Source organism: Streptomyces himalayensis subsp. himalayensis (assembly GCF_013778455.1).
Lineage (GTDB): Bacteria > Actinomycetota > Actinomycetes > Streptomycetales > Streptomycetaceae > Streptomyces > Streptomyces himalayensis.
The window spans coordinates 12330-38074 of record NZ_JACEHE010000027.1; the positions used below are offsets into that span (position 1 = coordinate 12330).

Sequence of the window (25745 nt, forward strand, 5' to 3'; positions counted from 1 at the left end):
GGTCAGGGCACGTGCACCCAGATCAGAACAGCGCCGGACCCTCCCCCGTTGGTCGTGAGGAGGGTCCGGCACTGTCCGGCTGTCACCGGGTTTCTGCGGGTGGCCGTGGCAAATACGTGGCGAAGTTATCCGGGCGCCGTCAGGTGGTCTCGGGTAGCTCGGGGAGGTCTCCCCCTGCCTCCATCCGCCGTTTGAGGTCCCGGAGCTGCCCGGAGACGCACCGGGCGTAGATGGCCAGCAGGACAGGGACACTGTTCCCTGCCCACTCGGCAACTTGTGCGGCAGGGATGCCGTCGTTGAGCCATCTGGTCAGGCAGGTGTGTCGCAGGTCGTACACCCGCTTACCGAGCGGTGTCGCGAACTCCTCCGGCGTGAGAACTTCCTTGCGAGCGCTCCGCCACGCGCGACGGATGACCGAGCCCGCAAGCATCTCTCCCCTTTCGCCCTGGAACAGCAGATCTCCCGGCTTCAGGTTCTTCGTCTTGATGTGCTCGCGGAGAATCTTCGTCAGCGAGGGGTGGCCCGGTACGACTCGGGTGTCGTCCGCGGCGCGCCCCTTCAGCCCGCGCTCTTCGTGGATCTCGCCGTCATCGGTCCAGTTCTTCCCGACTTCCGGCTGAGCCGTATGAAACAGCAGCTCGCACCACTGGTCTTCGGCGCCTTCCTCGGGCAGCCGGACGTCTGCGACGTCTATCGCCACGGCTTCCTCCGGGCGCGGCCCGGCGTAGTACAGCGTGGCGAAGAACGCGTGCAGTCGCTTGCCGCCGCGGGGACGGCGGCGCACCCAGCCCAGCAGGCGCGCCGCCTGCTCCGGGTTGAGCAGGGACCGTTTGTCGATTGCGGACGACGTCTTGGGTACCGAGCCTCTGCCCTTCGGCAGCGGGTTAGCCCGCAGGATCCGGTGCTTGACCGCGTACTCCATGGCCACGTTCAGAATCCGCCGGTTGCGCTTCACTGAACTGGCCGCGGCTCGTGTGCCGTCCAGTTTCGCGCCCAGGGCCCGAAGGACTTCGTCGACCTTGACCGGCTGCTCCCACGCGGCCATGGACAGGGTGTTGCGTTCCACCCAATTCAGGATCATGGCCACCTGGGGTGGAGCCTCTTCCCGTCGCCTCGTGTTGAACGCGAACTCACGCAGCGCGGTGCGCACGTCGACCGGCTTGAAGGCGGCTGGCGGTGTACGCAGCAGGGCGACGGTCGTCGCCATCAGGGCCTTGGCCGTGTTCTTCCGGCTGTTCCCCGCGGTGCGGTGCCATTGGGCGTCCGCGAACTGTACGGCGAAGTCGTACCAGCTCACCGCACTCGCCCCGGACTGGTGCGAGACCGGGCGCCCGGTGGTGAGGCTGAATGCCTCACCACGGCGCGTGGCACTGACCAGCTCGGAGCGGAACGCGTCCGCGAGCGCCCGGGTGTCGAACGGCGCGCGCCACTCTCGGCCGTCCAGCGCCCAGCGCACGCTGTACGACGTCTTGTGCTTGCCCCGGTAGACCCTGATGCTCCAGATCTTGACGTTGTACGTCGTGTCCATCAGGCGCAGTCCTCCCGGTCGTCCAGCCAGTGCTCGTAGTCGCTGCGGCGGATCCGAAGGTCACCGTTGGGCAGCTTGATACAGCGCGGGGCGCGCCCCTTCGCGCGCCAGTCGTAGAAGGTTGAGCGCGAGATCTTCAGGTCCGTGCAGATCTCTGCGAGCGTGAGCTTGTCGTCTCGTGACCTGGGCAGGGCCGTCGTCACTGCGCGCTCCCTTCGTGGTTCGAGTCGGACAATCGGACACTGGGGGTTTGGGGGTGTCCGGTTCCTTCGTGCAGGCCAGAGGGGGTAACCGGACAGTCGGACACCTGGGACACCTGCGGGTGTGGGGTGTCCGGGTAGTAGCGGCCTCCGGCGCCCTTGGTGAGCTGTCCTGCGTCGGCCATGCGGGAGCAGTACCGGCGGACGGTGTCCGCGTCGACGTCCGGCAGCGCGGCGACGATGTCCCGCGGACGCACACCGGGGTTCTCCCGGACGTACCGCAGGATCGCCGCGCGGGTGTCGCCGATGGTGTGATCCGAGACCGGGCCGTCGAGCATCTGCCAGGCCCCCGAGGCTGCTTGGAACTTCAGGGCGTATTCGGCTTCGTCGACGTCACGGCCGGTGACGTGCAGGATGCCGTCTGCCTGCCCGCGGGCCCGCTTGAGCACGAGCGTGGCGTCCGCGGCTCCGGCGATGCCGTTGGTGCCGGAGACCTCGGTCAGGAAGTCGTCCGAGCCTGCCTTGCGGACGTGGTGGACGAGCACGACGGCGATGCCGTAGTGGTCGGAGATCCGCTTGGCATAGCCGACGGCGACATAGTCCGCGTCGTACGCGGACACGCCTTGCGGGGCTTGGCCACGCATCTTGGCGAACACGTCGATGACGACCATGCGGGCTTCCGGGTTGCGGTCCAGCCATCCGGCGATGGCGTCGCTGCCTCCCTGGGGGAAGGGCGGGCATTCGGTGACCAGAGTCAGCCCGGCGGGGGCCGCTTGCCCGCCCAGGATCTTGCGCATGCGGGTCTGGAGACGGCGCGGGGTGTCTTCCAGGGCGAGATAGAGCACCGGTCCGCCATCGACGGGCAGGGAGTCGAACGCATGGCCCCCGGCCGCGACCGCCAGTGCCAGGCCGAGAGACAGCCACGACTTGCCTACCTTGGGCGGACCGGCAAGCAGGTTCACGCCCTCGGCGAGGATGCCGGGCACCGCCCATTTGGGCTCCGGGAAGTCCGCGGCCATGAGCTGATCCGCGGTCCACGCGGTCCGCGGGCGCTCCCGCTTCGGCAACTCCCGCGGGGCCGCCTCGGGGTCACTGGGCACGGAGTACAAGTGCAGCGGGGGAATCGGATTGACGCTCATGCCGCGACCTTCCGAGGGCGGTTGGCTCCGGCCCGCAGGCCGGAGGCGATGGTGCGGCGTGCCTCGCGCTCGCCCTGGCCGACGCTGAGCGCCGCCTCGACGAGCCGCTCCGTCACCTCGTGCGCATCCAGTTCTCCCCCGGCAACAAGCTGTCCGAGGGCTACGGAGGCGATGTAGAGCGCGTTGTTGTGCTGGTGCTCGCCGGAGCCGGTGACGCGGGCCAACTCGCCGTTGAGCGCGGCGTTCAGGAACTTGCCGCGCCGGTCGCGGGTGGTCAGCGGGATCGTGACCGGGCGTTGCGGGGGCAGGGGCGCCGGGCGCAGCAGCTCGGCGAGCCAGCCCGGTAGCGGGGCAACGGGGGCATTGTGAGCCACCGTGTACGGCTCTCCAGCGAAGGTGCTGCCCGCGCCGACGACGAGCCCGCCGACGGCGCGGGTGTCGACCTTCCAGCCGAGCCCGCGGGCGCTGTCCCCGGCGGTGTTGCGCAGCGGCTCGCCCTCGGGTGCGGCGAAGTACAGATGCGTGCCGCCGCTCCAGGTGCGGACCGTGTACGTGTCGGCGGGGAAGGGCTGGCTGCGGCGCTCGCAGAGCAGGGCGAGCACGTCGGCGCCGTTGGTGACGCCGTGCGTGGCCCATGCGGCCGGCGGGGTGTCGTCTGGGCCCTTGGGAGTGTCGAGGTCGACGACGACGAGCCCGGAGGGGCCTGTAGCGATGCCGACGTTGTAGGGGGCGTGCGTCCAGCACCGGGTGATGCGATCCGGATCGATGGTGGCGCGGGTCTCCCAGTCGCGGACGGCGGGGCGCTTGTCGCCGGGGATGAGGGGGAAGACATGCCAGCCGCGCGACGCTGCGTCAAGGGCAGCGCTGAGCTGGGCAGAGCCATCCAGTTGAGGCATGCTGGAGGTTCTCCTGTTCTGTCGAAGGGACAAGGGAGCCGGGGCGGCCGCGGTCTTGTGGTGAGAGGCGGCCGCCTCGGGCGTATCTACTGGCCGTCGGCGAGTGGGAGTTCCTCGCCGGTGATGGCCTCGCTGACCATGGCGACCAGGTCGCGGGCTGCGGGCGGGGTGACGGCGTTGCCGAGCATCAGCACCCGGGTGCGCTTGTCATTGGCGAGCAGCCGGTAGCTGCCGGGGAAGGCCATGGCGGCGGCGTATTCGTGGGGTTCGAGCATCCGGAAGCGGCACTCCTCCACGGAGTTGACCGTGCCGCCGTACAGGGCGCCGTGCCGGTCCACTGTGGTCACGGTGGGCAGCGGCCGGTCCGCCGGGCGGGCCGTGCCGTTGCCGTAGTACGGCACCACCAGGTCCGGGGCGGTGACGATGCCGTGGTGATTACCGCCCGCGGTCACCGTGGCCAGCGGCGCGGTGATGGCCCGGTGGGAGGAACCGCCACCGCGCAGTTCCACCATGTACGGCGGCAGCGCGAGCGCGGTCTCGTTGCGCGTCGTCACGGTGCGCAGAGGGGCGGAGGCGGGGACGGCACGCTTGCCGTCGCGGCCCTCCACGGGCACCGTGAGCGGTTCGGCGAACGCGGCAAAGCCCGCGCGGACCCGGCGCATCGTGTCGACCGCCAGCGGGCGCTTGCGCTCCCCGATCGTCTGCGCGGGAAGGCTCCAGTCGATCGCTTCGGCGGCCGGGCGCACGGCCGGCTCGACCACATGGTTGCGGCACTCCACGCGCGGGCAGCGCCACAAGTACTGAGCCCGCTGGCCGTAGCGACCCCACCGCCGGTCCGGCCGCTTGAATGCCTGGATGGCACGGATGCGGCCATGGGTGGGGCACTCGGCCGCCGGTCGGGTCCACTTGCCGAAGTCGGGCATACGCTCGCCCGTCCGCCACAGCACCACATACATCCGGTCGCGGGACTGCGGGGCAGGCGAGCCGTAGGCGGCGGCGTGCATCGAGTTCATCCACACGATGCGGTGCTCATATCCCCAGGCGTGCAGGGTCCGCAGCCACGCATCGAACGCCGCACCCGGGGCCTGTTCGGGGCCCCACCAGTAGGCGTCCACCACGTTCTCCACGATGATCGCCCGGTAGCGGTGGGCCTCGGCGAAGCGGGGCACGTCGTGCATGGTGGCGCGCGAGCGGATCGCCGCCTCATCGGCGCCGCTCTCGGCGAACAGGCCGTCGGTGTGAGCGCCGTGGCCGCGGCGGCGACCCTTGGCGATGGAGTGGTTGGTGCACTCCGGGGAGGCCCACAGGATGTCCGTGGCCGGGTAGCGGCGCGGGTCCACCTGCGATATGTCGGCGCAGTCGTGGTCGGCGTCGGGATGGTTGGCCTGATGGGTGTCGACGGCGTGCCGGGCGTGGTTGGCGGCCATCCGCACCCGCACCCCGGGCACCGCGACGGCTCCGGTGGACGAGCCTCCGGCACCGCAGAACAGATCGGTCAGGGTCAGCACGCGCTCAACTCCTGTGCTGTCGAAGGGACAAGAGAGCCGGGGCGTGCGGGGTCCTGGTGGTGAGAGGCGCCCGCCCCGGGCGGATCTAGAACGGCGGCTCGTTGCCCGCGCCCGTTGCCGCCCCGGCCGGGGCAGGCGCAGCGGTGCTCCAGGCGTCGGCGGCCGGGCCATGGGCAGCGCCGTTGCGCTGGACACGGTCGACCTTGGCGGTGGCGAACCGCAGCGAGGGGCCGATGTCGTCGACCTCCAGCGCGAGCATGGAGCGGTTCTCGCCCTGGTCCGTCTGCCAGTTGTGCTGGCGCAGGCGGCCGGTGACGACCACGCGCATGCCCTTGGTCAGGCTCTCGGCGACGTGGTTGGCCAGGTCGCGCCATGCGGTGCAGCGCAGGAACATCGCGGTGCCGTCGCGCCACTGGCCGGTGGCCTTGTCGTAGCTGCGCGGGGTGGAGGCGACGGAGAACCGGGCGATGGCGTCGCCGCCGTTGGTGTAGCGCAGCTCCGGGTCAGCGGCGAGGTTGCCGACGATGGTGATGGGGGTCTCTCCCACGGACATGTGGATCACTCGCTTTCGGTGTGGGTGGGGTTGGTGCTGGTGTCGCGGTGGTCAGCGGTGATGCACAGCCGGATGCGCTTGCCGTCGCGGGTCGGGTACTGACGTGTCGGGCCGGTGTCGAACGCGGCGGCCAGAGCGGTGCTGACGCGGTCGGCGTCGTCCGGCGTGCAGATGACGCGGATCTCGAACACGGCTCAGTCCGTCTCGGCGGCCATGTCGTCGACCTGCAAGAGCAGCTCTCCGAGCTGACGGCGGGTGAGGTCGCGGCTGTAGGTCGTCGGCAACCCGTCGTTGTCCCAGCGCAGTTCGACGGTGACGATCTCGTCCGGGTCGATGTCCACGTCAGTGCTCCTTGCTCGTGTCGAGGGCGGGCAGCTCGGGCAGGCCCGCGGCTTCCAGCGCCTTGGGGTCGAAGCCGGGCAGCGCGGCGCGGGTGACGAGTGCCTGTGCGAGCTGTTCGGCGTAGGCAGCGCCGGTGCGTGCTACCTCGATCTGTGTCGTGCCGCGGATGGTCTCGACACGCTCGATATGGGCGCGTTCCTCGCGCCGGTCGCTCACGTGCCGCTCGTAGGCGACGCGCTCGCGCCGGTCGGTGCGCCAGTAGCGCGCGGCGAGCCCGTAGGCGACGGCGGTGGCCAGCGCCCACAGCAGCAGCGGCAGGGACCATCCGTCGGCGTATCCGGCGACCCCGGCGAGGGCGAGCCCGCCGGAGGCGGCGAACGCGGTCCCGGCGAGCACAGGGTCTCCGGCGCGACCGATGCTCGCGCACGCGCCGGCCGCCGCAGCAGCCAGGGACAGTGCGGTCATGAGCACGGCGTTGCCGATGGAGTGTTCCGCGCCGTTGGCGTTCCAGATCCGGGCCAGGATCAGCACGGTGGACGTGGCCAGTGCAGGGGCCGCTTTGGGCAGGGCCGCGGTGAGCCAGTGCCGGGCGGTGATCTGCTCGTTCATGCCGCGTCTCCGAGGTAGGCGCGCCCGGCGTCGGTGATGGTGACGGGGACGGCCAAGGGGTCGTCTCCGCTGACCTCGACCAGGCCGCGGGCGGTGAGCGGGTAGAACGTGCGCGCCTTTACGGCGTAGCCGCGGGGGTGCTCGGCCAGCCGCCACCGGCCACGCGGGATCGCGCGGAAGGTGACGCCGTCGCCGCGGTCGTAGGCGGCCACCATGCTCAAGAGCTTGAGCACGTGCTTGGGCATGCGAGTCATGGACGGATCTCCTGTCACAGGTCGGGGATGGCGTTGATGACGGCGCGGGTGAGTTCGTTGATGGGCCCGGAGGCGCCGGTGGAGGCGAGGAAGAACCCGAACATCACGGCGACGAAGGCGGACCCGTAGCCGAGGGTCTTGCCGCGCAGCAGGAAGAACAGGACCAGGCCGAAGAGCAGGACGAGGGAGACGGTCACGGCCATGCGGGGGCTCCTTTCTGGGGAGCGGGGGCGGGGGTGGTGTCGTTGCCGGGGCAGGAGGCGACCGCGAGTCCGAGCAGGACGATGCAGGCGGCGGTGCGCAGCGCGCGGCCCATCAGCGGGTGCCTGCGCGGTAGGTGCGGGCGGCGCGGTTGTAGATCCAGCGTCCAACGCGTATCCGCTTGCCGTGGCCCTTGCAGCGGCGGCATGTCTTGCCTCGTTTGGGCCGTCCCTTGCGGTCGGTGGTCATGGCGAAGCCGAAGCCGTTGCACTTGCGGCAGGGGCCGAACGGGCTCGCCGCACACACCGAGATGTAACCGAACGTGACGAACAGCAGGAGCGCGATAGCGAGCAGGATCGGGGTCACGAGAGCCCTCCCAGGGCGGGTTTCGGGGGTTTCCGCAGGTGGGGCCCTATCGGCTAGCTTGCTGATCAGGTCCCGTATGGGGCGCTAGCGGGACCTCTAGCGCTAGAGGGTTGGCCCCCTAGCGCTAGAGGCCCCCGCGCGTCAGCCCGCGTCCCGACTTCGGTCACGCTCCGCAATCGCCGTGACGATGTGGGCGCGCTCGAACCCGGTCCGGTTGACGGTCTTGCCGTTGATCCGCCGGGCCACCTGCCCCGTGGTGACGCCGTACGGCTTGAGCGCGGTGGTGAGCTGCCGCGCCTTGTCCGCCGGGGCCATCTCGCCCCACGGCCCGTACTTCTCCGGCCGCAGCTCGGCGAGCCGGTCGACGGTGACGTCGTTCCACGGCTTGGGCTCATCCGCCGGGACGACGGCGAGGATGTCCTCAAGCAGCGGATCTGTTGCTTCGCGCCGCTCCGGCGTCTCGCCTGCGGCGATGCCGCGCAGCGTGCCCGCGTCGATGCGCGCCTTGCGGGCGCGCTCGCAGATGGCGTCCGCGGCCGGGTTGTCGAGGTAGTAGCCGCGCACGATCTGCGGGTCGTCGGCGGCGCCGACCAGGTAGCCGATGCCCTTGTCGGACTTGGTGAACGACGTGGCGCGGATGCCGTTGCGGTACATCGACGTGCCCAGGATCATGTCGTTCTCGATCTGGCCCATGACCCGCAGGCAGAACCGGGTGCCCACGTTCGCGCTGATCGCGGGCGGGAGCGAGTCCTTGTCCGGGCGCTGCGTGGCCAGCAGCAGGATCACCCCGAGCGCCCGGCCGCGCTTGATGATGGCCGTGCACAGCGCCCCGGCTTCCTTGCCGTACTTGTCGTGGCTGAACAGCTCCTGGCACTCGTCAATGGCGAGCACGAGCGGGTGCAGCCCGAGGGAGCGGTTCGCGGCCAGGGACGGGATGACCTTGTTCTCCGGGCACTTGTCCTTGGGCAGGGAGCTGATGACCTTCGCCCGGCGCTCCAAGTCCTTGTAGACGTAGCGGATCGAATCCAGCGTGGCCGCGCACGTGTCGTCGTCCGGGCCGGAGCCGTAGTCGGCCGCCACCTTCTTCAGCGGGTCCAGGTCGCCGGTGCCCTTCAGCTCCCAGATCAGCAGCTCAGCCGTCACGTCCAGCGCCGCGGCGAGCAGCGGCGTACGCAGGCTGAACGTCTTGCCCATGCCGGGCATGGCGCCGATCAGCACGTTGTCGTACATCAGCGTCAGGTCGACGTTCCGGCCGCGCTGATCGGTACCGAACGGCAGCGGCTTGAACAACGACGCAGCGCCCGACTTCGCCAGCGGCCACGGCGGGGCGGGCACCTTGTTCAGCGCCCGGTCCCCGACCCACAGCATCATCCGGCCAGCGTGCTCATCGGCCACCGGCTCCGGCCACACACAGCCCAGCGGGCGGCGCAGACCAGAGGCCAGCTTCTCGCGCCGGTCAAGGATGTCCGGCACCGTGACGCCGTAGGGCAGGTCGACATCCGCGCGCCAGCCGGGGCCGTCTCGGGTGATCGGGGCGGGGAACTTGATGCCCTCCCCGCCCTTGGCGAGCGCCTTGTTGATCTCGGCGATACCGAGCGCTCCGAGGGCGCGTTCGACGATGCCGGAGGTGAGCCGCTCGACTTCGGTCGTGACGACCGCGCGGGAGATGACGGGCTTGTCGGACGGCGCTCCGAGGAAGCCGAACCCGGCCATCAGCAGCGCCAGCGCCAGGACTTCCAGCCATGTGGGGGCGAGCACGAACAGCACGATGGCCAGCACCGGACCGAGGATCAGGCCGAGCAGCATCACGATGCCGCGCAGCTTGACGCGGTTGTCGCGCTGCCGCGACAGCTTCAGGTACTCCTCGACGTTCTCGCGCCGCGCGGCGACCTGCCGCAGCGGCTCGCCCTCAGTGTCGGCGACCCAGCGCATCGCGCCGCCGACGAACTTCGCGACCCCGGCCGGGGCCTGGAAAGCGAGCCGGAGGGAGTACCAGGGCAGGCGCATCGCGTGGAAGGCGGTGGTGTGCCAGGCGTAACCACCCAGCCAGCCGAGCGCGGTGACGAACTCCGGCTTGGACCGCGCCCACGCCGGGATCACCTCGCGCCGCTGCCCCGACTTCAGTCGGTCCATCAGGCCCGGACCGGCCGGGGCCGGACCGTCGACCATCACGGCCGACTCGCCATCCGCATCGTCGTCGCCCGAGTCGGGCGACCGGTCGGCGCTCGGGTCGGCCGACTCGGGCGGCCGGGAGTCGGCGGTCGGGTCGGCCGACTCGCCGCGCGCCGATCGGGCCTTGTTGAGGTCGAATACCTCGGCGCCGGAGTCGGCCGCCATCTCGGCTTCCAGTCGGTTGAAGAGTTCGTTGTCGTCAGGGTGGTTCACTGAGATTCCTTCCACTTACGGGTGTGAGGGAGAGCGGGCCCGGCCGTCGCTGTAGGAGGTGAGCGGCCGGGCCCGTCTGCTTACATGTCGGGCGGGAGTGCGCTGCCCGTGGGGAACTCAAAGACCGTGACCAGGACTTCAAGGCCGGGGTCGACGGCGTAGGCGACGCGGGTGTAGATGACCGTGAACGCGGTGCCGTCGCGGCCGGTGGTCGGATAGGCGCGGACGTCGTGACCCCATGCCCGGCGTCGGCTGACTTCGAAGCGGGCGTAGGACGCCGGGATCACGCCGTGAACGCCGAACTTGCTGCCTGACAGGCAAACGAACCGCGCTGCGTTGGCGGGGAGCGGCTGACGGAGCGAGCCACCCGAGCCGCGGAATAGATCGGTGATCCATTTCAGGCTCACGCCTGAACTCCTTCCGAAAGCAGAGGGGTTACAGGTCGAACAGGCCGCACTGATCCGTAGAGGCTGCGGGCAGCCGCTTGCGGGCGATCCGGGCGGCGGCGCCGCGGCAGTCGGGGCACCACGCGCGCAGCTCGCTCGCCGGGAGGCGGGCGGCGGCGACGTCGGTGGCGAGCGGGTCGACCGGTGCAGCCAACAGCCGCACCCGGCGCCCGCGCTTGCTGGTGTAGTGGTCGTGCTCGTGGTGGCACCGGCCGCCGCCCTTGGCGTGCGCGTTGCCGCACTCGCCCTCGCACTGGCAGCGGTAACCGGCCGTCTCCATCACCGCGGTGAACACGGCGGCGCCGACGATGGGCTGTGACTTCATGCGACCACCCCCACCGCGGGCACATCGGTGCGGGCGCCGGTACGGCCGGCACGCCGTCCGGTGACAGTGGCGAACAGCCAGCCCAGCCCCGCGCGGCGGGTTCCAGCGCGAGCCTGCTTGGCCGCGTACATCGCCTCATCCGCCCGACGCAGCAGCCCGGACAGGTCATCTGCGGGGAAGTCCGCGGCGTGCACCCAGCCCAACGAGACCGTGGTGCGCACAGCCGGATCCTGGCCGTCGACCGGACGGGCGAGCACGCCGTGCAGCACGGCGAGCAGGTCCCCGGCGGTGCCGTGGTCGTGGATGAGGACGGCGGCGAACTCATCGCCCCCGAGCCGTCCGGCAACCCCGCTACGGCCGACGTGGCGGGCGAGCCGGTCCGCGGTCGCCTTCAACAGCGCGTCCCCGGCCGCGTGCCCGTAGGTGTCGTTGATGTGCTTGAACCGGTCGACGTCGGCCAGCACCACGACCGCACGCGGATCCTTGAGCAGGGCCGTGGCACGGCGGGTGAAGCCGTCGCGGGTGCGTAACCCGGTGAGCGGATCACGCCGGGCGGTGTTCAGGCAGCCTCGCAGCCACCACACATGGACCGCCCACCCGAGGGCCAGCGGCAGCGCGGACAGCAGCACCGTGGCCAGGGTGTTCACGCGGCCACCCCCTCGGCGCCGTCGTCGGACGCCGTGGCGGCGGGAGCATCCACGGGGTGCAGCGCGCGCCCGTTGGCCCGCTCGGCGAGCAGCGCGTCGCGCACCTGCCGGGCGGGGCCGGAGCCGCAGTGCAGTTCCTTGCGCAGCGCCTCGGCATTGATCGCGGCGTCTTTCCAGTCGGCTGTGACCGTGCGCGCCTCGGCGAGCAGTTCGGCCGTCGTGCGCTGCGTCGTCTTGGCCTTGCCCGTCGTCGGCCGCTTGCGCCGCGGCTTCGGCGCCTCGCGCTTCGGCTCTTCGGGTGCCTGCTTCGGCTCCGGGGTGACCGGTGCGTCCTCGCCGGCGGGGGCCAGTTCGCCCATGCGCAGCATCACGCGCTCGCGCCGCGGGGTCTTCCAGCGCCATTTCCAGCCGTGTCGCTCGTGCAGGTCCGCACGGGCCAACAGCCGCTCACGCTCGCAAGCAAGTGCCGTGTTGTAGGAGGTGACCTCCCACAGCGTCATGCGCCGCCACAACGCGAACGTGGACAGCGGAGCGAGCAGCCAGCGAGAAAACCGGATCTTCTCCATACGGCGGCCGGTGGCGGCGCCGATCCGGACGGCGTAGATGTGCGCGCCGATCTCGGAGAACACCACCCACAGCAGCGGCATCGTGCCGTGCGCCACCTTCGCCCACAGCGACTCTCCGGCCGCGATGTTGAGCCCGCAGGTCACCAGCGTCAGCGCCCAGGGCACGAACCGCACCCACGCAAGCGCCATGTCCATCCGGATCAACAGCAGGTTGGCCACGGTGAACACCGGAATGGCCACATCGATACCGACCGGCAGCATCCACGGCTCACCGAACCCCCAGCGGGCCGCAGCGGCCGACACCGCGTCGAAGGAGGAGATGAGACCGAGCGCGCCGACTCCGGCGGCGGCGAGCGCACCGACTCCGGCAAGGCCCATCTCTGGCTTCGTCAGCGGCGGCACCGCCGGACGTTCGGCGGTCTGTGTCGTCTCGGTGCTGGTCATGCCGCACCCCCGTCCAGCGGCCGGATCTGGGCCGCGGCCATCAGCACCACGCGCAACGGGTGCGGGTGGTACTCCGGGGTGGTGTCCTCGCACCACTCCCATTCGGCGTCCTCGGCGAGCGTGAAGCCGAGCGAGGCCAGAGCCTCCGCCCGCTCTTCGACCGTCGGGGCCTGCGGCGAGGTGGGCCACGTGAAGACGGGCCAGTCACTGACGCTGCCGGTCATCACGACGAAAAGTTGCCAGCACGGCCCTGCGGTCCGCTCGGGGGCCGTCGTGCCGCAGCAGCGCAGGGTGATCTGAGCCCGCAGCACCCGCCGGTTCATCGCGCACCGCCGTTCCGGCGCCCGTTGAGCACCCATCCGGCGAACTGCATGGCAAACCCAACGGCGGCGATGCCCATCAGCGGCCGGTTAGCGGTCGCCAGCGCGGCGATTGAACCGGCGAGCGCGATGGCCACGCCCGTGAGGACCAGGACCAGGGCGAAGCCCTGCGGTGTCGGGGTGTGGGAGGTCATGCCGCCGCTCCCTTCCGGGAGGGCCAACGGCGCCCGGCCGGGCGGGCCAGCGGGACGACGTTGAACAGCTCCGGGGCGTGCGCCTCGATCACCTCTGCGACGACGCGAGACACGGCGTCCGGGAGCTCCGGGTTGTCGGCGAGGATGTCGCGGGCGGCGTCCAGTCGGGCCGCGCGCTCTTCCTCGGACTCGCCCTCCTCCCCCAGCCACAGCTCAACTGGGGTGCCCAGGGCCAGTTCAATGAAGTCATCGGTCGAGACGGCCTGATGACCGCCGATGTAGGCACGCATGCAGCGCTCCTGATGTCGAAGGGATAGGGAGTGCCGGGCGGTCGTGGCCTTGTGGTGAGAGGCGACCGCTCGGGGTGTGCGTCCCCAAGCCGCGTCGGCGGCGGGGATGGTGCCCCGGCCGGGAGTCGAACCCGGCCTTACGACCATCGGGGCGGTGGTGCAGGGATCAGCGACGGATGCGACTGGAGACGCTGTCGGCGGACACGCTCAGGTGGCGGGCGCCGGCGAGCCGGACATCGCCGGAGATGCTGTGCGCGCTGACGTGCCCGGAGGCGGCGCCGGTGGCCTGCATCTCGATGTCCCCCGAGGTGGTGTTGAGGGTGGCCGCGCTGCCGTCGTACAGGCGTACCTCGATGTCGCCGGAGACCGAGTGCGCGGTGATTTGCTCGGTGACCCGGCCGACGTTGATGTCACCGGAGGTGGTGTTGGCGGTGAGCTGCCGGACGCCGTCGGCGTCCAGGTCGCCGGAGACGGAGCGGAACTCCATCCGGTCGACGTAGCCGAACACCTCGGCGTCGGCGGACGTGCCGGCGAGTCCGAAGGATGACCCGGCGGGCAGGCAGACCGTGGCCTCGATGGGGCTGACGGTCGGCATGTTGCCCATGCCCCCGGAGACCACCCGGCCGTTGATGCGGACCGTGCCGCCGACGAAGCTCATGTTGCCGACGCTCTGAACGACGGTGCCGCGGTCGCCTCGCACAATCACGCCGTTCGGCATGTCCGGCACCTCGATGCCGAACACCTGGCCGTTCTGCTCGCTGCGGGCCCGGTTGACCGCGTCGGCTGCGGGTCCGGTGCTGTCGTCCGTGTGCAGCACCACGCGGGCTGTGATCAGGCTCTCGATGACCTGGACGCGGACGCTGCCGACCGGCAGCGACAGCCCCAGCACGATCGGGCCGGAGGTTGCGGAGTCAAAGGTGCGCTCGGTCATGGTCAAACTCCTGGAAGGCGAAGAGACAGGAATCGCGCGGTGGGCGGGCGACCGCGGTCGTGAGGTGGTGAGAGGCAGTCGCCCCGCGGGCCCATGCGCCGCGGAGGCAGCGGGGCGGCGCCCCGGCCAGGAGTCGAACCCGGCCTACGACCATCAGGGCGATTCGCGCTGTACAGCACACGCGCCGGAGCCCGCGTGCGCCGCCTACTTGGCCGAGGAGAGGCGGCATGATCCCCATTCAGTTGTCAAAGACCAGGCGCTTCCGACGAGCGCGGTAACCCCTGGAAGGGGCTCCCGTTTTCACGGGACCCGCCGGGCGCTTTTCTCAGATTGACCCATGTCAATCTGACTGTCAAGGAGGTTCAGCGGAAGAGCAGGGATTGACCTAGGTCCGGCTACTCTCGATCCCATGGAGCAGAGCCAAGAAGCGCCCAAGCCGACGCCCACAGCCAAAGAGATCGCTGCGGAGTTCCGTGCGAAGATCACAGGCCCGAACCGCGAGTACGATCCCGGAGACCGGCTCCCTGCGGCTCGCAAGCTCGCCAAAGACCTTGGCGTGCAGCTCATGACCGTGCAGAGCGCGTACGGCCAGCTCCGCGACGAGGGGTTGGTTCTCACTCAGCAGGGTCGCGGGACGTTCGTCCGTGACCCATCGGTGCCGCTCGGCACCGAGCCGGGCAGTAGCCCCGCGTTCACCGCACTGGCAGCCGAACTCAGCTCGATTCATGACGCTCTTCGTCTGCTCGGCGAGCGCCTGGACCGCCTTGAACAGCTTGTCGGCGACGAGACTCCACCGTCGCCGTGAGTTCGTCCGCACGCCTCAGTAGTCGTTCCACCGTGGCGCGCGCCTGGCTCAAACTCGCTTCGATCAAGGCAAGTTCCGTGGGAGTCAGACCCCCCAACTCGCTGCTTCGCTCATTGATCCCTGACATGGCAATGAGCATGCGGCCGGAAACGGAAGAGGACCCGGACAGACTGTCCGGGTCCTCTTTCCTTGCAGGTCAGGGAGGTTGACGACTCGTCATCGAGTGGCTTCGTCCACGGCGTCCAGCACAGCCGCCCACGGGAGCTCACGCCCCGCCGGCGCTTCCCTCGGCTCATACAGCGGCCATACGTCCGGACCGTAGACGACGTGCACTCCCCCGGCCCGAAGGGCGTCGAGATGGCCTTGCCACGCGGGATGGCGAGCGTGCGCCGCGTTCACCCTGGGGAAGACGACAACCGGCAGGTCGAGGGTGCCGATAGCCTCGCCAACCTGCGTCAGCGCCTGGTTGTCCATCAGGCCGGTCGCGAGCTTGGCGACCATGTTGGCCGACGCGGGAGCGACCACGTAGCAGTCGACCGGCGGATGCGGTCGAGCCTCACCAGGGAGGCGCGGTTCGTCACGTACGGGTAGCCCGGTGAGCTTCTCCAGCCTCTCAGCCTCGCCGCTCGTCCGCAGCCACTGACCTGCGGTAGGCGTCAAAGTGACAGCCACCCGCCATCCGCGCCCCATCGCTGGCTCGACGAGACCGGTACGCAGTCCCTCTACGCCTCCGGCCGCCGACCCGACGACACCGAGCACCCCGCGCTTGCCTGAACTCACTGCACCGCCCTGCACCGCTGAGCCATCACGAACACCTCGGACGAACGCGAGCCGCCGCTCACAGGGGACTGCTTGATCAGGTCCCGCAGCGTCTCGCGCACCCTCGGATTGTTGCGTACGAGCTGCGGGGACGTGCGCTCAGCCGTACGCAGCTCCGCGAACGCCTCGTCTCCCTGGCCAGCGAGCGACAGAGCACGCGCGTAGTCGATGCGGTGCGAGACGCTGCGCTCCTGCGGCATGTGGTCGACGTTGATCCGGCCGTGTTCCACCACGTACGAGACATTGTCGAGGTCCAGCTCAACGGACAGGCGATGGAGCAGGACGTTCGTCGGCCCGAATCCGGTCTGCCAATAGTTCTCATCGGACCCGAGGTCGTCCGCGAGTTCTTCGGCACGGTCCAACAGCCCCGTGGCGGTGGGCCGGTCCTGATGCCGCGCTGCCGCGACGGCGGCACGCAAGTGGATCATCCCGAGCAAGCTAAGCGCGGCTGGGTCGTTCTCGGTCACCTGGGACGACAGCCACGTTGCCGCCGTGTTGCCCAGTTGGAGAGCGTCGTCATAGCGCCCGTTGGCAAGCAGGGCATGCGTGCCGGACCGTGCGGCGGACGCCAACACGAGCGGATCGTCCGACTCGTCAGCGGCTCGCATCGCGCGCTCGGCAGCGAGCCACGAGATATCTGACTCACCGATCTTCGCGAGCGTCGTAGCGGCGAGGTGGTGCGTCCGGGCCGACACTGCCCAGCAATCGCTACGGTCGTCGCCGCGACGCGCCGCGCGATCCTCCAGCTCCTGTGCGGTCTGAAGCAGCGCGGGAAGGGCGGCGATGACGCTGCCGAGCCGTCCGCCCTGGTAGTCGTTCCATGCGTGCTCGACGCGTACCGCCACAGGGGCGGGCGTTGGAAGTTGAGCCTCAGCCTCGGGCCCGAAGAGCAGACGCGAGAGCCGGCGGGGGGTCATAAGGGCATCGCGCACGGCGGGGACGTCGTCCTGTTGCCGCTCGTCTTCCATGAGTACGGTCTGGCCGAGCAGGTCCCCGAGGGGCACGCGCAGGATGCGCGACAGCTCCGCGAGCATGTCGATACGGGGCGGCTTCCGACGTCCCGTCTCGATCTTCGCAAGCCAGTCAGTACTACGACCGACCAGACCGGCCAGCACCTCTTGCGTGTAGCCGCGGCGCTTCCGGTAGAACGCGATGCGCTCACCGATGCTGAGGTGATCTCCAAGACCACGCATTGCGTGTTGCCTCCTGGTTGTAGGGGCCAGCCTCACGGTACCGAGCCGGTCGTCACGCCGGACAGATGGTCTTCCCTGTCCGTCCGACCGAGCGTGAGGCACCCAACGGCAGAGGACCCGGACGAAGTGTCCGGGCCCTGTTCGTGCGGTCGAAATCCAAGGTGGTGGACAGGAGGTGTCCCATCTGTCCGACTGTCCCAGCAGCCGGGCTGACCTGTGCAAACAGGTGGGACAGCGAGAAATCGAGGTGTCCCACCTGTCCGGGCACTTGCTGAGGCCCGTGGGGGACAAAAGCGGCTGATGCGGCTGATGCCAGCGCGGTAGAACTTTCCCTACTTCATCAAGGCCCGCGCACGGCGCGGGCGCGCGCCGCCTCAGCGGCGCGGCCTGCCTCCTGTCTGCGCCCCGGCTGGCCGCGCCCGGCGGCGCGCTGCGTGCATGCGGGCGAAGGCAGGAAAACCCTCTGTGGCTGAGGCCGGTCGGCTCCACGGCTTTAGGCAGCCAATTTGGCGCGAGCCTCGAAGATCATGGCCCAAGATCGGGCACTGACGGGCAGGCTCACAAACCTGCCCGATCCGCGGGCCAGCGTAATGGGCCATGATCACTCGCGCCAAATCAGCTCCAGCCCAAAGCCGCTCCGCCTACCTATAGATTTTACGCTCAGGACTCAGCCACTCGCCGCAATGCGCCCACAATATGGACTTCATCCTGCCCGTTCCTCCACTGCACAACTTCACGGATAGCAGTATCCGGAAGTGCGCCGCCCACTGTGTTGAACTCGACGACCGGGCCACTGAGAGGGATATTGGTTACAACCAGCACAGGCACAGCCGAGGCAGGGAATCTCTCTGCAAGACGTTTCAATTCGTATCTCTCGAAACGACCACGCCCGTGATATTTCACGACTACGCCAACTTGCCTGTCATCGACATTGACGAAGAAGTCCCAATCACCATCCCGCTCGGCTTGCTGAATCGGGAAGCCGAGGTCAGCGATTGCACGCAGGACTGCGTGTTCGTAGCGGATGGCGCGAGCTTGCGGTGTTCGGGCTAGTGAAAGCGCATCGATGACGCTCTGCGTAGCGGTGACGTAAGAGGTCGCGCCTTCCGACGTCAGCATTACATCGCCCTCATGCACGACTCGATTACGGAGAGCTCTTAGGTCGTTGGCGACTCGCGCAAGATTTGAAGGCAGGACCCCTTGTAGCTCGGCTCTCTGAATCATGGCTCCCGGGGTGTACCGGATATTAGAGGGCGGGATGACGTCAGCAAGAGCCGCCTCAAGTTCCTTCCAGGCCCCCAGTACAGCTGCAGTAGGATCTGATTGTGCCACCCGGAGAAGGCTAGCAAGCTCACGATCGAATCGACCCGGCTTTATTTCGATCACATTCTGCGCGTCATTTCCTGCATCGTCTTGATCTCCGGCGGGTTCAACCCGACGAGTCGGCTCGCTAATTTCCGCAGCAATCTCACCTTCAATTTCTGCTGCCTCTTCCGCAATCGCCTCAGCCTGTCTCTGAAAAGTGATGCCACCTATCGGAGTTTCCACTGAGTCGATGTTCCGAACGAGTCCGACTAGTTGCTTCCTGAATACAAGGCCCAAAGAGAGGACCACAGTGGGCCAGATAAGAACCTTGATGTATTCGAGGAGCAGCTTCCAGTCCATGAGCGGCATCATGGCACAGAGGGTTGACAGGCGTGGCCGAACCACAGCACAGATGCTGCGCCTCAACGCACGAGCGCCCTCCCGGGCCGTCCTCGGGCCGTGGAAGGGCGCTCAACGATGACCAACGTCGACCAGCGCGCTTTGCTGAGCCCACTTGATCGGTCGCTTCAATTCCTGCGACCGGTAACGCGACCGTAAGGATCACGGCTCTCCTCGTCGCAGCCTCCGTGCGACCCGCCGCCACCGATCCTGGGCCTCAACGCTTTCCGAAAGTGCCCACAATTGTTCGATTAGGAGGCCGGCAAATTCAGGCCAGTCCTCGGGAGGAGTGCGGATCACGAGGGCTCGCTCCACCTCCCGCTTAAGTGCTTCCTGCTGGTTTATTTCGGAGACAAAGTCTACATTCGACATCCGCTCAAAGATTCTTTCGCGAAGATCGGTACTGCCCGCAGCAGCGACTTCGATTAGGCTGCGGACAACCCCATAGTTGACCCACAAGTCCTTCTCCCTAAGGAAGCAAGAAACCAGGTCATCCACAACCTCTGTCGCAGGAAAAGCGCCAAGAGTATGCGCTGCTCGCCACCTGACTGGCTGCGGGTGAGAAAGTCCCAGCAATTTGCGAATTTTCTGCAAGTGTTCATCGGAGACTCTGGAGCGCCTTATGACCGCAGCCGTGGTCCAGCCAAGTAGAGGATCCTCAGACTGCAAGGTATCTATGTCGGCCGGCCCTGAAGGGTCGTTTCTCTTTCGAATGAAAGTCCGTTGCCATGCCTGCAAAAAATCCAGGAATTGTCTCTGTGCAACGAAATCAGTTATCGCATCCACGCCGGGAGCCCTCAGAAGAAGGTGTGCAAGTTCCGACGGATGAACACGCAGCGCGTCACTGACTTGAGTGGATGTAGCTATGATTCGATCGAAACGCTTTTCTGCCAGAAGTGACAAAATTGCCACTTCCAGATCCTCGCTGACCTGGCGTGCCCCCATCCTGTCTTCCGCCAATAGATAGGCAGCCGCGTAGAGATTCCAGTCGTAAACCTTGAGCAGGAGATCGTCCGCTTGGCTCGGACACTGCTCAAGCACCATGGCCAGAACGTCGAAGGAGGCAGCGCGGAATGTGACGATATCAAATCCCTTTCGCGCCCACAGTTCGGGATGCTTCGCCAAGTAACTTGCAGCTAGATAATCGTGAAGTAGATGATGGGAGAAGCGCGGAGCGGAACCATCCTCTACAATAATCTGATCCCGCACAAGCTTATTCCAGATTTCTTTGCCAATGTCGTCGATGAATTTATCTACTAGCAGCTCCCTGCTTGATGTAGTCTCGTATTGGCTGAAGGCGGCCTCACAAAGCACCTCAAGCTCGTCGTGGGAAATCGAGTGCCCCAGGAAAAATCCTCTGTGGAAGTCGCTGCGGATGCTCTTCGTTTCCAAGTTGCTGCTGTGCAGTCGATCCAGATAGTACGGAATTGAACTCAATTCATGCAAAGCGCTGTCGTATCTTTCTCCAAGCAGTTTCCGCTGGACACGCTCAGGCACTGGCCCGAGTGTGGCAAGACCCCATCGGCCGCTCAAGTCGCGCCGCACTAGACGATCTGTGACAATGGCTCCTAGCTGAAGATCCCGAAGCGCCAGTTCATCCACGGCGTCAAGTACTGCTGGTGCCATATCTGACGAAACCTCATTTAGGCCATCTATCAGAATCAGGGATTCCTTGCTACTTCCCGAAGCCGATGTCGCGGTTTCCATAAGAGAGTCGGCGATACCCAAGGCGGAGTTACTCTCATGTCGCGCTCCCGCCTGAGCGAGCGCACTGAGAACAGAAACCTCGGATACTCGAATGCCTGCACTGGCGGCCGACTTTGCTATCTTGCTCAGAGTTACAGACTTGCCGGCACCTCCCCGCGCCTGCAGAAGTACTCGCCCCTTTGAGTGCGCAAGTCTGATGAACTCCCGCAAAGTAAAAATCTGCCCTTTTCCAGAAAGGATGTCATCAAAGTCCCGACCTACGATGATCGGGTATTTGAACGGCGGTGAATGTGTCGAATCCCATATGGTAGACAGATGGCTCTCGGACATCCTTACCCCTAGGAAAAGGTCCATCGCGGAGCACCTGAGTCTCCTTCAACACCGGGGCGCGGATATTTCAAGATCCGCTCGATCACAGATCTTGCGAACGAGGCCGCAACGGCTGCAGCGTAATTCTTCCACCTTTCCCTCTCTGCAGTATTGTCCTTTCCTCCGATAGTGGGTCTTTCGGCGGGGACGGTGTCACTTATTCCACGAATGCACATCCAGAGAGGGTCATAGTGAACGGTCTTGCGAAGATGATGCAGTTCTCGAGCAATGCCGATAGATTCCATCTCCACTGCCATAGCGTTATCGAACGTGGCAAGCATGTCGATCTGTTCTCGACTACCCGGATTGCCAGCCAGCTGATTCGTGACAACTATCTCCTCATCCCAGAACGTCGAGGTGCCGCGCTTCGGCCGCTTAACGCCCCCTGCTTGCTTCCAGAGATCCCCTCGGCCAACGGTCCTGGCATGACGTGCAATCAGGTCACTGCATGGATGATCAATGGCAAAATACCTCAATCGGCGACCACTTGGCACATTCTTTGCGTAATCGTAGAAATGGATGAATTTGGCAACTACAACGTCGCCGGGGCGTGGGCCTTTGGGCTCCATTTCCTTCGTCCCGTCCCTTTTCCATCTCTTAACCTTTTCACGCTGGACTCCTCCCGCGATACCCACGAGGACGAATATTTCCGGAGAGAAGTATTCGTACAGATCCCGGGGCAACTCTCCAGCGGGATCAGTTGCTCTGTCGTTTGCCCGGGCGACGACGAATGGATGGATTACTGGTCCATTTTCTTCCATGCCTCCTTCCCCGGCAACGGGTGAGTATATTCCGGTGTCTTCAATCTCATAGAGAGCCTGAAACTCTCTCTGGACTGCTTTGAATTCTTCCTCGATGATCGTCATGATCGCGACCCGGGCATGGCCATAGTGGCCTTCAAGTATCGCCATTTGCCGTCACCTCTTGGTGAGCCCGCCTGCGTTTCCCTGCCGCGGTTGAGAAGCCAAGGGGCAGTCGTTTCCCTCAACTCCAGGTTGCGCTTGATCGGCGGCAGAAGCATGTCGAGCAGACGGGCGCACAACGACTAGAACAGGTCCTGCGGTACAGGAAGAAGTACTGCAGCCGCCACGAAAGTGGCCATCGAGAAGATGAGCGACTCCCGGTGCAGTCGGCGAAAGCCACGAGGCGACTTCCCATCATCCGTGCCTGGTCGGTCACCGTCTTGTCGAATACGTGTCGAGGTTCCACAGATCGCCATCGTCCAGGGCGAGTTGCCGCAGGTCAGAACTCGGTTGCAGGAGCGTGCGCCAGGCGCCTTCTAAGCGCCTCCGCGGTCACTCAAGGCACTAGGCAGATCGCCGTGCATCGGGCAGGTCGAGCGGCTCATGGTGATGCCACAGTAGGTGTCGGTCACCGCGGCGCAGCTCTGCGTCTCCCCATTCGAGGCGCATGACCCCGGTGCCCATGGCGCACGCGTAAGCCAGGAGAACCAGCCCGACATCGGGGTCAAGCTGGCTCAAGTCCTTGTGGAACTCCTGTTCTTGCAGCTCCTCAAGCCCAAGGTCCAACTCCCCTTGCAGAGGCTCCGGACCATGGCGGCGAATCAAATCGGCACGGAGGCCGACCGCACGGCGAAGACGAGTCACCGTGACCGGTACGTCTCGCTTGGCGTAGCGGATCGGGTACAGCACCTGGCCAGCAACAACCATCACCGTGCGCGCTTGCAGACGTACCGCAGTAGCGCCTGGAAGGTCAGCGAGCCCGGCCGCCAACTCTTCGTACTGTGAAGCGTGAAGACCGTGACCGTAGGCTTCCAGGGTCTGTGTTCCCACCCCCCGGTGGCCGTCCCGTGCCCGTTCGTGGGCCCTGACGATGCACTCTGGGACCAGCTTCGACAGCGGTGCAGCCAACTCACCAAAGACGCCCTGCGACCATGACGCGCTTGTGCTGCGCTCCGCCATCCCCGTTCCCCCTCGCACTCGTAGCACGGTCAGAGGCAACTACGAATATTGACGGTGACCCGCAGTGAGGCTTGCCGCAAGGGCGCACAACGGGCGCTCCCGGCGCAGGGCATCGACAACAGCAAGGTTGAGCCACCAACATCAGATCGAGCACGCTCCCGTCGGCGCCGCATCGACCCTGGTAAGGCTATGACAGGAGTCTCCGGACTCTGGACTATTTGTGGACAGATCCCCGGCAACTTGACGCGATAGGGCCTCTGACCAGCACGTTGCCCATGAGGTGAAGGGCCCTCCGGAGCCGTGTGCGCAGGTTCGAATCCTGCCGGGGGCACTCGCCGACAGTCAGCAGAGATCAAGCTCTGACCAGGGCGGATGCCGACATGAGAGAGCGGTAGTCAGTCTTACTGACTCCCGCTCTCTCTCGTTGTCTCTCAGCGTTCGCGACACACCTCCGACACACTGCGCGGCAGTTGGCGACACGTCGATCAACAGCCGATCCTGTCGCAACGGGCTGTACCAGCAGCCCGTACAGGAAGGTGGGCACCATGGACGCAGGGCTAGCTGCGGTGCTGGGGGGCGGTGGCCGGCGCCTTGGCGACGACGGGGGCTGCTTTGGCCACGGGATGGGCCACACGCGAGCAAGCCAAGATCACCGCTCGGGCCGAACACCGACGTCAGAGGCGAGAACCGCGAAGCGATATCTACAAGAGATTCATTGACGCTGCCAGGGATATGGAGCATCACACGCGGCACGGGTCACTGATCGACCGGCCTGAAGACGACCCAGAAATCATGGATCACTATGCGGTGAGGCTTGGACAGACCGCCTATAAGGTGCGAGAGGCCTGGATCGAAGTTGCGTTGGCTGGCCCGGCAGCAGTCGAGAAGATAGCCAGCGAGATCGACCAGGGTGCCCAGGGGCTAGCCGAACGAGCCCTAAACCATGGCCGTTTCCACATAACTTTCTACGATCCTGGAATGCTGACGCCCTTGGTTGCGCAGTTCATCAGCGCCGCTCGTGAAGCATTGGACGATGACGGGACAGTGCGCACTACCGAGCGCTAAGGGCCCCGACGCTCGGGGCCCCTTGTGGGTCACGGGGAGGGCGCCGCTAGGCGGTGTCGCCTTCCTCCTCCCGCGCCTTTGTGATCTTCGCGTTGGCGGCTTCCTCGTGCCCGTCGATGCAGCCGTGGTACCGGCGGTGGATCACCTCCGGCGAGTTACCGACCCGCCGGGCCACCTCTGCGATCGGTACCCCAGCGTTCAGCCATCGCGTGATGCAGGCGTGCCGCAGGTCGTACGGGCGCCCGGCCAACGGCGAGTCGTTCAGCCCCGACGCAGCTCGATGTAGTCATTCCGCCCGACAGTCATGTAGTTGATCATTTTCAGGGGGTTCAGCCCGCCTCGTACTCGACAGACAAGTGACACCGAGCCCTCGGTCGGCACCTCAACTTCAAGCCCTCGGCTCCCGCACCAGTCCATCGCACAGCGCACCACGTGACGGCCAGGTGACACGGAGATGGTCAAGTCCCGGCCCTGCTTGATCATCCCCCGCTCGACACCATCGACTTCCACCTTTACAGAGCGGAAGATCGCACTCTTTCCCGCTTCCCGAAAAATTCTGATCGTCCCGTCTTGCATATATCCTCCGCAGCCGCAGGATCGAGGGCCCATGATGTCGCGAGGAACCGCTTCGTAGCGAGCCGCCTCTGCGGAGCGCAGACGGGAAGTACCGCAACGGAGTCGTCAGTCCGCAATCGGCAGGTGCACTCCATTACATCGGCGCCGTCCCCCAAGACGTAGGCCATGGAGGACAGCGCCGATATGTCCATCAGTCCGCGATCGGCTTACACCCTGTTCCCGCTAGCGGAATCTGCTGGCCTGGGCCAAGGTGCCAGCCCGGTCCTGGACGGAAGGGACTCGGTTCCCCCCACGAGCGGCGTGAAGCTGTCTGTACTGCATCGGGCAGTGCGGAGGGTCCCCGTGCCGTGGCTGTACAGCAGTGCAGTACAGCAGCCACAGCAACCGTCCACGTCTTGTGACGTCCGTCGGAAGCTTCGCGAGACCGCTATGACCACCGCTGTCTGATCCACATAGAGCTACGGACCAGAAGGCAGCCTTGTCCTCCTCCACGTGCCCGATCGAGTACAGCAACCGGACAGGCAGTGTCCCACGTGTCCGACTGTCCGGTTAGAGCCCTGACCTGCACGAATAGACCGGACACCCCAAAGGGCAGTGTCCGGTGTGTCCGGCCTGGAAGGCTGTAACACGCATGCATCCGTGTTACAGCCCTCTTGTACGGCGTTCAGCGGGACGTCCGGAGGGGCGGCCGGAATGCTCCCCTCCGGCAAATGCGTGGCAAAGCCGGACGTCGGAGCGAACTCCAAACAGCAAACGCACAGCTCAGACGCTTACGTGATCGTGAGCGCGCATCTCTCTTCTAAGCGCTTGGCCGCAGGTTCGAGTCCTGCCGGGGGCGCTCCGCTCTTTCCAATGCCGGACGCGCAGTCACCCCTCCCTGGGCACGGCCCCGGACCGGCCCAGGCCTCTCGCAACGCCGAGAACCCGTTCGGCGGGCGCCTCAACGAGACCTCTCCAACCGCCGATGCGTGCCTATGAAGGCCAGCGACACCTCGTGGCGGCCTCGGGGCGACCGGCGGCGGCATACGAGCCCCGCACACATGCGCACTCGCCTGGCCAGCGCGTTCGTCGTCCGATGCCCGCTTCAGCTCGCGTCAGGCCGCGATCGGCCCCTGAGCACACGCTGTTTGCTGCCGTATACGGAGGTGATGGATGGGGCTGTGGTGATTGTGTGTGTCTGCGGTAGGCTGCCCGCCACTCCACACCCGAGGGCCGCGCTAGCGGGCACGGTCAACCCGGCCCCGCTCTGTGCGGGATCAGTCGAGTGCCGGCTTGGCGCACATACCGTCCGGTCCGACGCTTCAGCGCCTCACCGAGATCCGGTGAGACGGCCACCCCTGGATGGTCCCCGCATCCAGGTGTCGGTCATGGGGCGGCGATCACCGAACGTACGAGCCGCCGCGACTGGTCCGGTGCGGCGCCCGTCCTCTGGCGCGGGGGG

General features: G+C 66.8%; 31 protein-coding genes. 2 read left to right on the forward strand and 29 right to left on the reverse strand.

Translation table 11 applies throughout. The features are described from left to right. Positions 1-139 precede the first annotated feature (139 nt). The 22 genes from H1D24_RS32220 to H1D24_RS32320 form a co-directional block, all read right to left on the reverse strand. Complete coding sequence (locus tag H1D24_RS32220) at positions 140-1528, reverse strand: tyrosine-type recombinase/integrase (RefSeq protein WP_181661262.1); 1389 nt, start codon at positions 1526-1528, stop codon at positions 140-142. Then, a complete protein-coding gene (locus H1D24_RS32225) occupies positions 1528-1731 on the reverse strand; it encodes a helix-turn-helix transcriptional regulator (RefSeq protein ID WP_181661263.1) in 204 nt (67 codons plus the stop codon). Before H1D24_RS32225 ends, H1D24_RS32220 begins: the two co-directional genes overlap by 1 nt. After that, positions 1728-2867, reverse strand: coding sequence for an AAA family ATPase (locus tag H1D24_RS32230; protein ID WP_181661264.1), 1140 nt, complete (start codon positions 2865-2867; stop codon positions 1728-1730). The genes H1D24_RS32225 and H1D24_RS32230 overlap by 4 nt, the downstream gene beginning before the upstream one ends. Beyond that, a complete protein-coding gene (locus H1D24_RS32235; protein WP_181661265.1) occupies positions 2864-3763 on the reverse strand; it encodes a bifunctional DNA primase/polymerase in 900 nt (299 codons plus the stop codon). Before H1D24_RS32235 ends, H1D24_RS32230 begins: the two co-directional genes overlap by 4 nt. A gap of 86 nt (positions 3764-3849) precedes the next feature. Continuing rightward, positions 3850-5271, reverse strand: coding sequence for a DNA cytosine methyltransferase (locus tag H1D24_RS32240; RefSeq protein ID WP_181661266.1), 1422 nt, complete (start codon positions 5269-5271; stop codon positions 3850-3852). An 85-nt stretch (positions 5272-5356) separates the two neighbouring features. Continuing rightward, positions 5357-5824, reverse strand: a complete 468-nt coding sequence (gene ssb / locus H1D24_RS32245; RefSeq protein ID WP_181661267.1) for a single-stranded DNA-binding protein — start codon at positions 5822-5824, stop codon at positions 5357-5359. 5 nt (positions 5825-5829) lie between these two features. Then, a complete protein-coding gene (locus H1D24_RS32250; protein ID WP_181661268.1) occupies positions 5830-6015 on the reverse strand; it encodes a hypothetical protein in 186 nt (61 codons plus the stop codon). A 3-nt stretch (positions 6016-6018) separates the two neighbouring features. Next, on the reverse strand, positions 6019-6165 hold the full coding sequence (locus H1D24_RS32255; protein ID WP_181661269.1) for a hypothetical protein: 147 nt from the start codon (positions 6163-6165) through the stop codon (positions 6019-6021). 1 nt (position 6166) lies between these two features. Beyond that, on the reverse strand, positions 6167-6775 hold the full coding sequence (locus H1D24_RS32260) for a hypothetical protein (RefSeq protein ID WP_181661270.1): 609 nt from the start codon (positions 6773-6775) through the stop codon (positions 6167-6169). Then, a complete protein-coding gene (locus tag H1D24_RS32265; RefSeq protein WP_181661271.1) occupies positions 6772-7029 on the reverse strand; it encodes a hypothetical protein in 258 nt (85 codons plus the stop codon). The genes H1D24_RS32260 and H1D24_RS32265 overlap by 4 nt, the downstream gene beginning before the upstream one ends. A 14-nt stretch (positions 7030-7043) precedes the next feature. Continuing rightward, entirely contained in the window at positions 7044-7232 is a 189-nt protein-coding gene (locus H1D24_RS32270; RefSeq protein WP_181661272.1) for a hypothetical protein, read from the reverse strand. Continuing rightward, the gene (locus H1D24_RS42870; RefSeq protein WP_258564475.1) at positions 7223-7345 is read right to left on the reverse strand and encodes a hypothetical protein; all 123 of its coding nucleotides are present in this window, start codon (positions 7343-7345) and stop codon (positions 7223-7225) included. The genes H1D24_RS32270 and H1D24_RS42870 overlap by 10 nt, the downstream gene beginning before the upstream one ends. Continuing rightward, entirely contained in the window at positions 7345-7596 is a 252-nt protein-coding gene (locus H1D24_RS32275; RefSeq protein WP_181661273.1) for a hypothetical protein, read from the reverse strand. Before H1D24_RS32275 ends, H1D24_RS42870 begins: the two co-directional genes overlap by 1 nt. Before the next feature lie 141 nt (positions 7597-7737). Continuing rightward, positions 7738-9981, reverse strand: coding sequence for a P-loop NTPase family protein (locus H1D24_RS32280; RefSeq protein WP_181661274.1), 2244 nt, complete (start codon positions 9979-9981; stop codon positions 7738-7740). 80 nt (positions 9982-10061) lie between these two features. Beyond that, a complete protein-coding gene (locus H1D24_RS32285) occupies positions 10062-10388 on the reverse strand; it encodes a hypothetical protein (protein WP_181661275.1) in 327 nt (108 codons plus the stop codon). 28 nt (positions 10389-10416) lie between these two features. Continuing rightward, the gene (locus tag H1D24_RS32290; protein ID WP_181661276.1) at positions 10417-10752 is read right to left on the reverse strand and encodes a hypothetical protein; all 336 of its coding nucleotides are present in this window, start codon (positions 10750-10752) and stop codon (positions 10417-10419) included. Further along, entirely contained in the window at positions 10749-11399 is a 651-nt protein-coding gene (locus H1D24_RS32295) for a GGDEF domain-containing protein (RefSeq protein WP_181661277.1), read from the reverse strand. Before H1D24_RS32295 ends, H1D24_RS32290 begins: the two co-directional genes overlap by 4 nt. Then, positions 11396-12409 carry a DUF2637 domain-containing protein gene (locus H1D24_RS32300; RefSeq protein ID WP_258564476.1) on the reverse strand — a complete coding sequence of 338 codons (1014 nt, stop codon included), beginning with the start codon at positions 12407-12409 and terminating at the stop codon, positions 11396-11398. The genes H1D24_RS32295 and H1D24_RS32300 overlap by 4 nt, the downstream gene beginning before the upstream one ends. Further along, positions 12406-12732, reverse strand: a complete 327-nt coding sequence (locus H1D24_RS32305) for a DUF6303 family protein (protein ID WP_181661278.1) — start codon at positions 12730-12732, stop codon at positions 12406-12408. The genes H1D24_RS32300 and H1D24_RS32305 overlap by 4 nt, the downstream gene beginning before the upstream one ends. Beyond that, entirely contained in the window at positions 12729-12923 is a 195-nt protein-coding gene (locus tag H1D24_RS32310) for a hypothetical protein (RefSeq protein ID WP_181661279.1), read from the reverse strand. Before H1D24_RS32310 ends, H1D24_RS32305 begins: the two co-directional genes overlap by 4 nt. Next, positions 12920-13213 carry a hypothetical protein gene (locus H1D24_RS32315; protein WP_181661280.1) on the reverse strand — a complete coding sequence of 98 codons (294 nt, stop codon included), beginning with the start codon at positions 13211-13213 and terminating at the stop codon, positions 12920-12922. Before H1D24_RS32315 ends, H1D24_RS32310 begins: the two co-directional genes overlap by 4 nt. 166 nt (positions 13214-13379) lie before the next feature. Beyond that, positions 13380-14144 (reverse strand): DUF4097 family beta strand repeat-containing protein, encoded by a 765-nt coding sequence (locus H1D24_RS32320; RefSeq protein WP_181661281.1) that lies wholly within the window; start codon positions 14142-14144, stop codon positions 13380-13382. Between the two features lie 409 nt (positions 14145-14553). On the opposite strand from H1D24_RS32320, the gene H1D24_RS32325 reads away from it, so the two are divergent. Then, entirely contained in the window at positions 14554-14949 is a 396-nt protein-coding gene (locus tag H1D24_RS32325; RefSeq protein ID WP_181661282.1) for a GntR family transcriptional regulator, read from the forward strand. Positions 14950-15165: 216 nt separating this feature from the next. Here H1D24_RS32325 and H1D24_RS32330 read toward each other — a convergent pair whose 3' ends face one another. From H1D24_RS32330 to H1D24_RS32355, 6 genes are all read right to left on the reverse strand, one after another. Further along, positions 15166-15729 carry a flavoprotein gene (locus tag H1D24_RS32330; protein ID WP_309484516.1) on the reverse strand — a complete coding sequence of 188 codons (564 nt, stop codon included), beginning with the start codon at positions 15727-15729 and terminating at the stop codon, positions 15166-15168. Beyond that, complete coding sequence (locus H1D24_RS32335; protein WP_181661346.1) at positions 15726-16961, reverse strand: helix-turn-helix domain-containing protein; 1236 nt, start codon at positions 16959-16961, stop codon at positions 15726-15728. The genes H1D24_RS32330 and H1D24_RS32335 overlap by 4 nt, the downstream gene beginning before the upstream one ends. 660 nt (positions 16962-17621) lie before the next feature. Then, positions 17622-18626: a hypothetical protein gene (locus H1D24_RS32340; protein ID WP_181661283.1), complete on the reverse strand. Its 1005-nt coding sequence runs from the start codon at positions 18624-18626 to the stop codon at positions 17622-17624. Positions 18627-18827: 201 nt separating this feature from the next. After that, on the reverse strand, positions 18828-20702 hold the full coding sequence (locus tag H1D24_RS32345; protein ID WP_181661284.1) for an NACHT domain-containing protein: 1875 nt from the start codon (positions 20700-20702) through the stop codon (positions 18828-18830). Between the two features lie 8 nt (positions 20703-20710). Beyond that, positions 20711-21652 carry a nucleoside phosphorylase-I family protein gene (locus H1D24_RS32350; protein ID WP_181661285.1) on the reverse strand — a complete coding sequence of 314 codons (942 nt, stop codon included), beginning with the start codon at positions 21650-21652 and terminating at the stop codon, positions 20711-20713. Between the two features lie 396 nt (positions 21653-22048). Beyond that, positions 22049-22663 carry a hypothetical protein gene (locus H1D24_RS32355; protein ID WP_181661286.1) on the reverse strand — a complete coding sequence of 205 codons (615 nt, stop codon included), beginning with the start codon at positions 22661-22663 and terminating at the stop codon, positions 22049-22051. A gap of 732 nt (positions 22664-23395) precedes the next feature. On the opposite strand from H1D24_RS32355, the gene H1D24_RS32360 reads away from it, so the two are divergent. Further along, positions 23396-23728 carry a hypothetical protein gene (locus H1D24_RS32360; RefSeq protein WP_181661287.1) on the forward strand — a complete coding sequence of 111 codons (333 nt, stop codon included), beginning with the start codon at positions 23396-23398 and terminating at the stop codon, positions 23726-23728. Positions 23729-23774: 46 nt separating this feature from the next. On the opposite strand, the gene H1D24_RS32365 is transcribed toward H1D24_RS32360, so the two are convergent. Continuing rightward, on the reverse strand, positions 23775-23978 hold the full coding sequence (locus H1D24_RS32365; protein WP_374064455.1) for a site-specific integrase: 204 nt from the start codon (positions 23976-23978) through the stop codon (positions 23775-23777). Positions 23979-25745 lie beyond the last annotated feature (1767 nt).

Excerpts from the sequence above, each read along its gene's own strand:
- H1D24_RS32220 (WP_181661262.1), bottom strand. The coding sequence starts at position 1,528 with ATGGACACGACGTACAACGTCAAGATCTGGAGCATCAGGGTCTACCGG.
- H1D24_RS32230 (WP_181661264.1), bottom strand. The coding sequence starts at position 2,867 with ATGAGCGTCAATCCGATTCCCCCGCTGCACTTGTACTCCGTGCCCAGT.
- H1D24_RS32235 (WP_181661265.1), bottom strand. The coding sequence starts at position 3,763 with ATGCCTCAACTGGATGGCTCTGCCCAGCTCAGCGCTGCCCTTGACGCA.
- ssb (WP_181661267.1), bottom strand. The coding sequence starts at position 5,824 with ATGTCCGTGGGAGAGACCCCCATCACCATCGTCGGCAACCTCGCCGCT.
- H1D24_RS32260 (WP_181661270.1), bottom strand. The coding sequence starts at position 6,775 with ATGAACGAGCAGATCACCGCCCGGCACTGGCTCACCGCGGCCCTGCCC.
- H1D24_RS32265 (WP_181661271.1), bottom strand. The coding sequence starts at position 7,029 with ATGACTCGCATGCCCAAGCACGTGCTCAAGCTCTTGAGCATGGTGGCC.
- H1D24_RS32270 (WP_181661272.1), bottom strand. The coding sequence starts at position 7,232 with ATGGCCGTGACCGTCTCCCTCGTCCTGCTCTTCGGCCTGGTCCTGTTC.
- H1D24_RS42870 (WP_258564475.1), bottom strand. The coding sequence starts at position 7,345 with ATGGGCCGCGCGCTGCGCACCGCCGCCTGCATCGTCCTGCTCGGACTC.
- H1D24_RS32290 (WP_181661276.1), bottom strand. The coding sequence starts at position 10,752 with ATGAAGTCACAGCCCATCGTCGGCGCCGCCGTGTTCACCGCGGTGATG.
- H1D24_RS32300 (WP_258564476.1), bottom strand. The coding sequence starts at position 12,409 with ATGACCAGCACCGAGACGACACAGACCGCCGAACGTCCGGCGGTGCCG.
- H1D24_RS32305 (WP_181661278.1), bottom strand. The coding sequence starts at position 12,732 with ATGAACCGGCGGGTGCTGCGGGCTCAGATCACCCTGCGCTGCTGCGGC.
- H1D24_RS32310 (WP_181661279.1), bottom strand. The coding sequence starts at position 12,923 with ATGACCTCCCACACCCCGACACCGCAGGGCTTCGCCCTGGTCCTGGTC.
- H1D24_RS32315 (WP_181661280.1), bottom strand. The coding sequence starts at position 13,213 with ATGCGTGCCTACATCGGCGGTCATCAGGCCGTCTCGACCGATGACTTC.
- H1D24_RS32320 (WP_181661281.1), bottom strand. The coding sequence starts at position 14,144 with ATGACCGAGCGCACCTTTGACTCCGCAACCTCCGGCCCGATCGTGCTG.
- H1D24_RS32325 (WP_181661282.1), top strand. The coding sequence starts at position 14,554 with ATGGAGCAGAGCCAAGAAGCGCCCAAGCCGACGCCCACAGCCAAAGAG.
- H1D24_RS32335 (WP_181661346.1), bottom strand. The coding sequence starts at position 16,961 with ATGCGTGGTCTTGGAGATCACCTCAGCATCGGTGAGCGCATCGCGTTC.
- H1D24_RS32340 (WP_181661283.1), bottom strand. The coding sequence starts at position 18,626 with ATGGACTGGAAGCTGCTCCTCGAATACATCAAGGTTCTTATCTGGCCC.
- H1D24_RS32345 (WP_181661284.1), bottom strand. The coding sequence starts at position 20,702 with ATGTCCGAGAGCCATCTGTCTACCATATGGGATTCGACACATTCACCG.
- H1D24_RS32350 (WP_181661285.1), bottom strand. The coding sequence starts at position 21,652 with ATGGCGATACTTGAAGGCCACTATGGCCATGCCCGGGTCGCGATCATG.
- H1D24_RS32355 (WP_181661286.1), bottom strand. The coding sequence starts at position 22,663 with ATGGCGGAGCGCAGCACAAGCGCGTCATGGTCGCAGGGCGTCTTTGGT.
- H1D24_RS32360 (WP_181661287.1), top strand. The coding sequence starts at position 23,396 with ATGGAGCATCACACGCGGCACGGGTCACTGATCGACCGGCCTGAAGAC.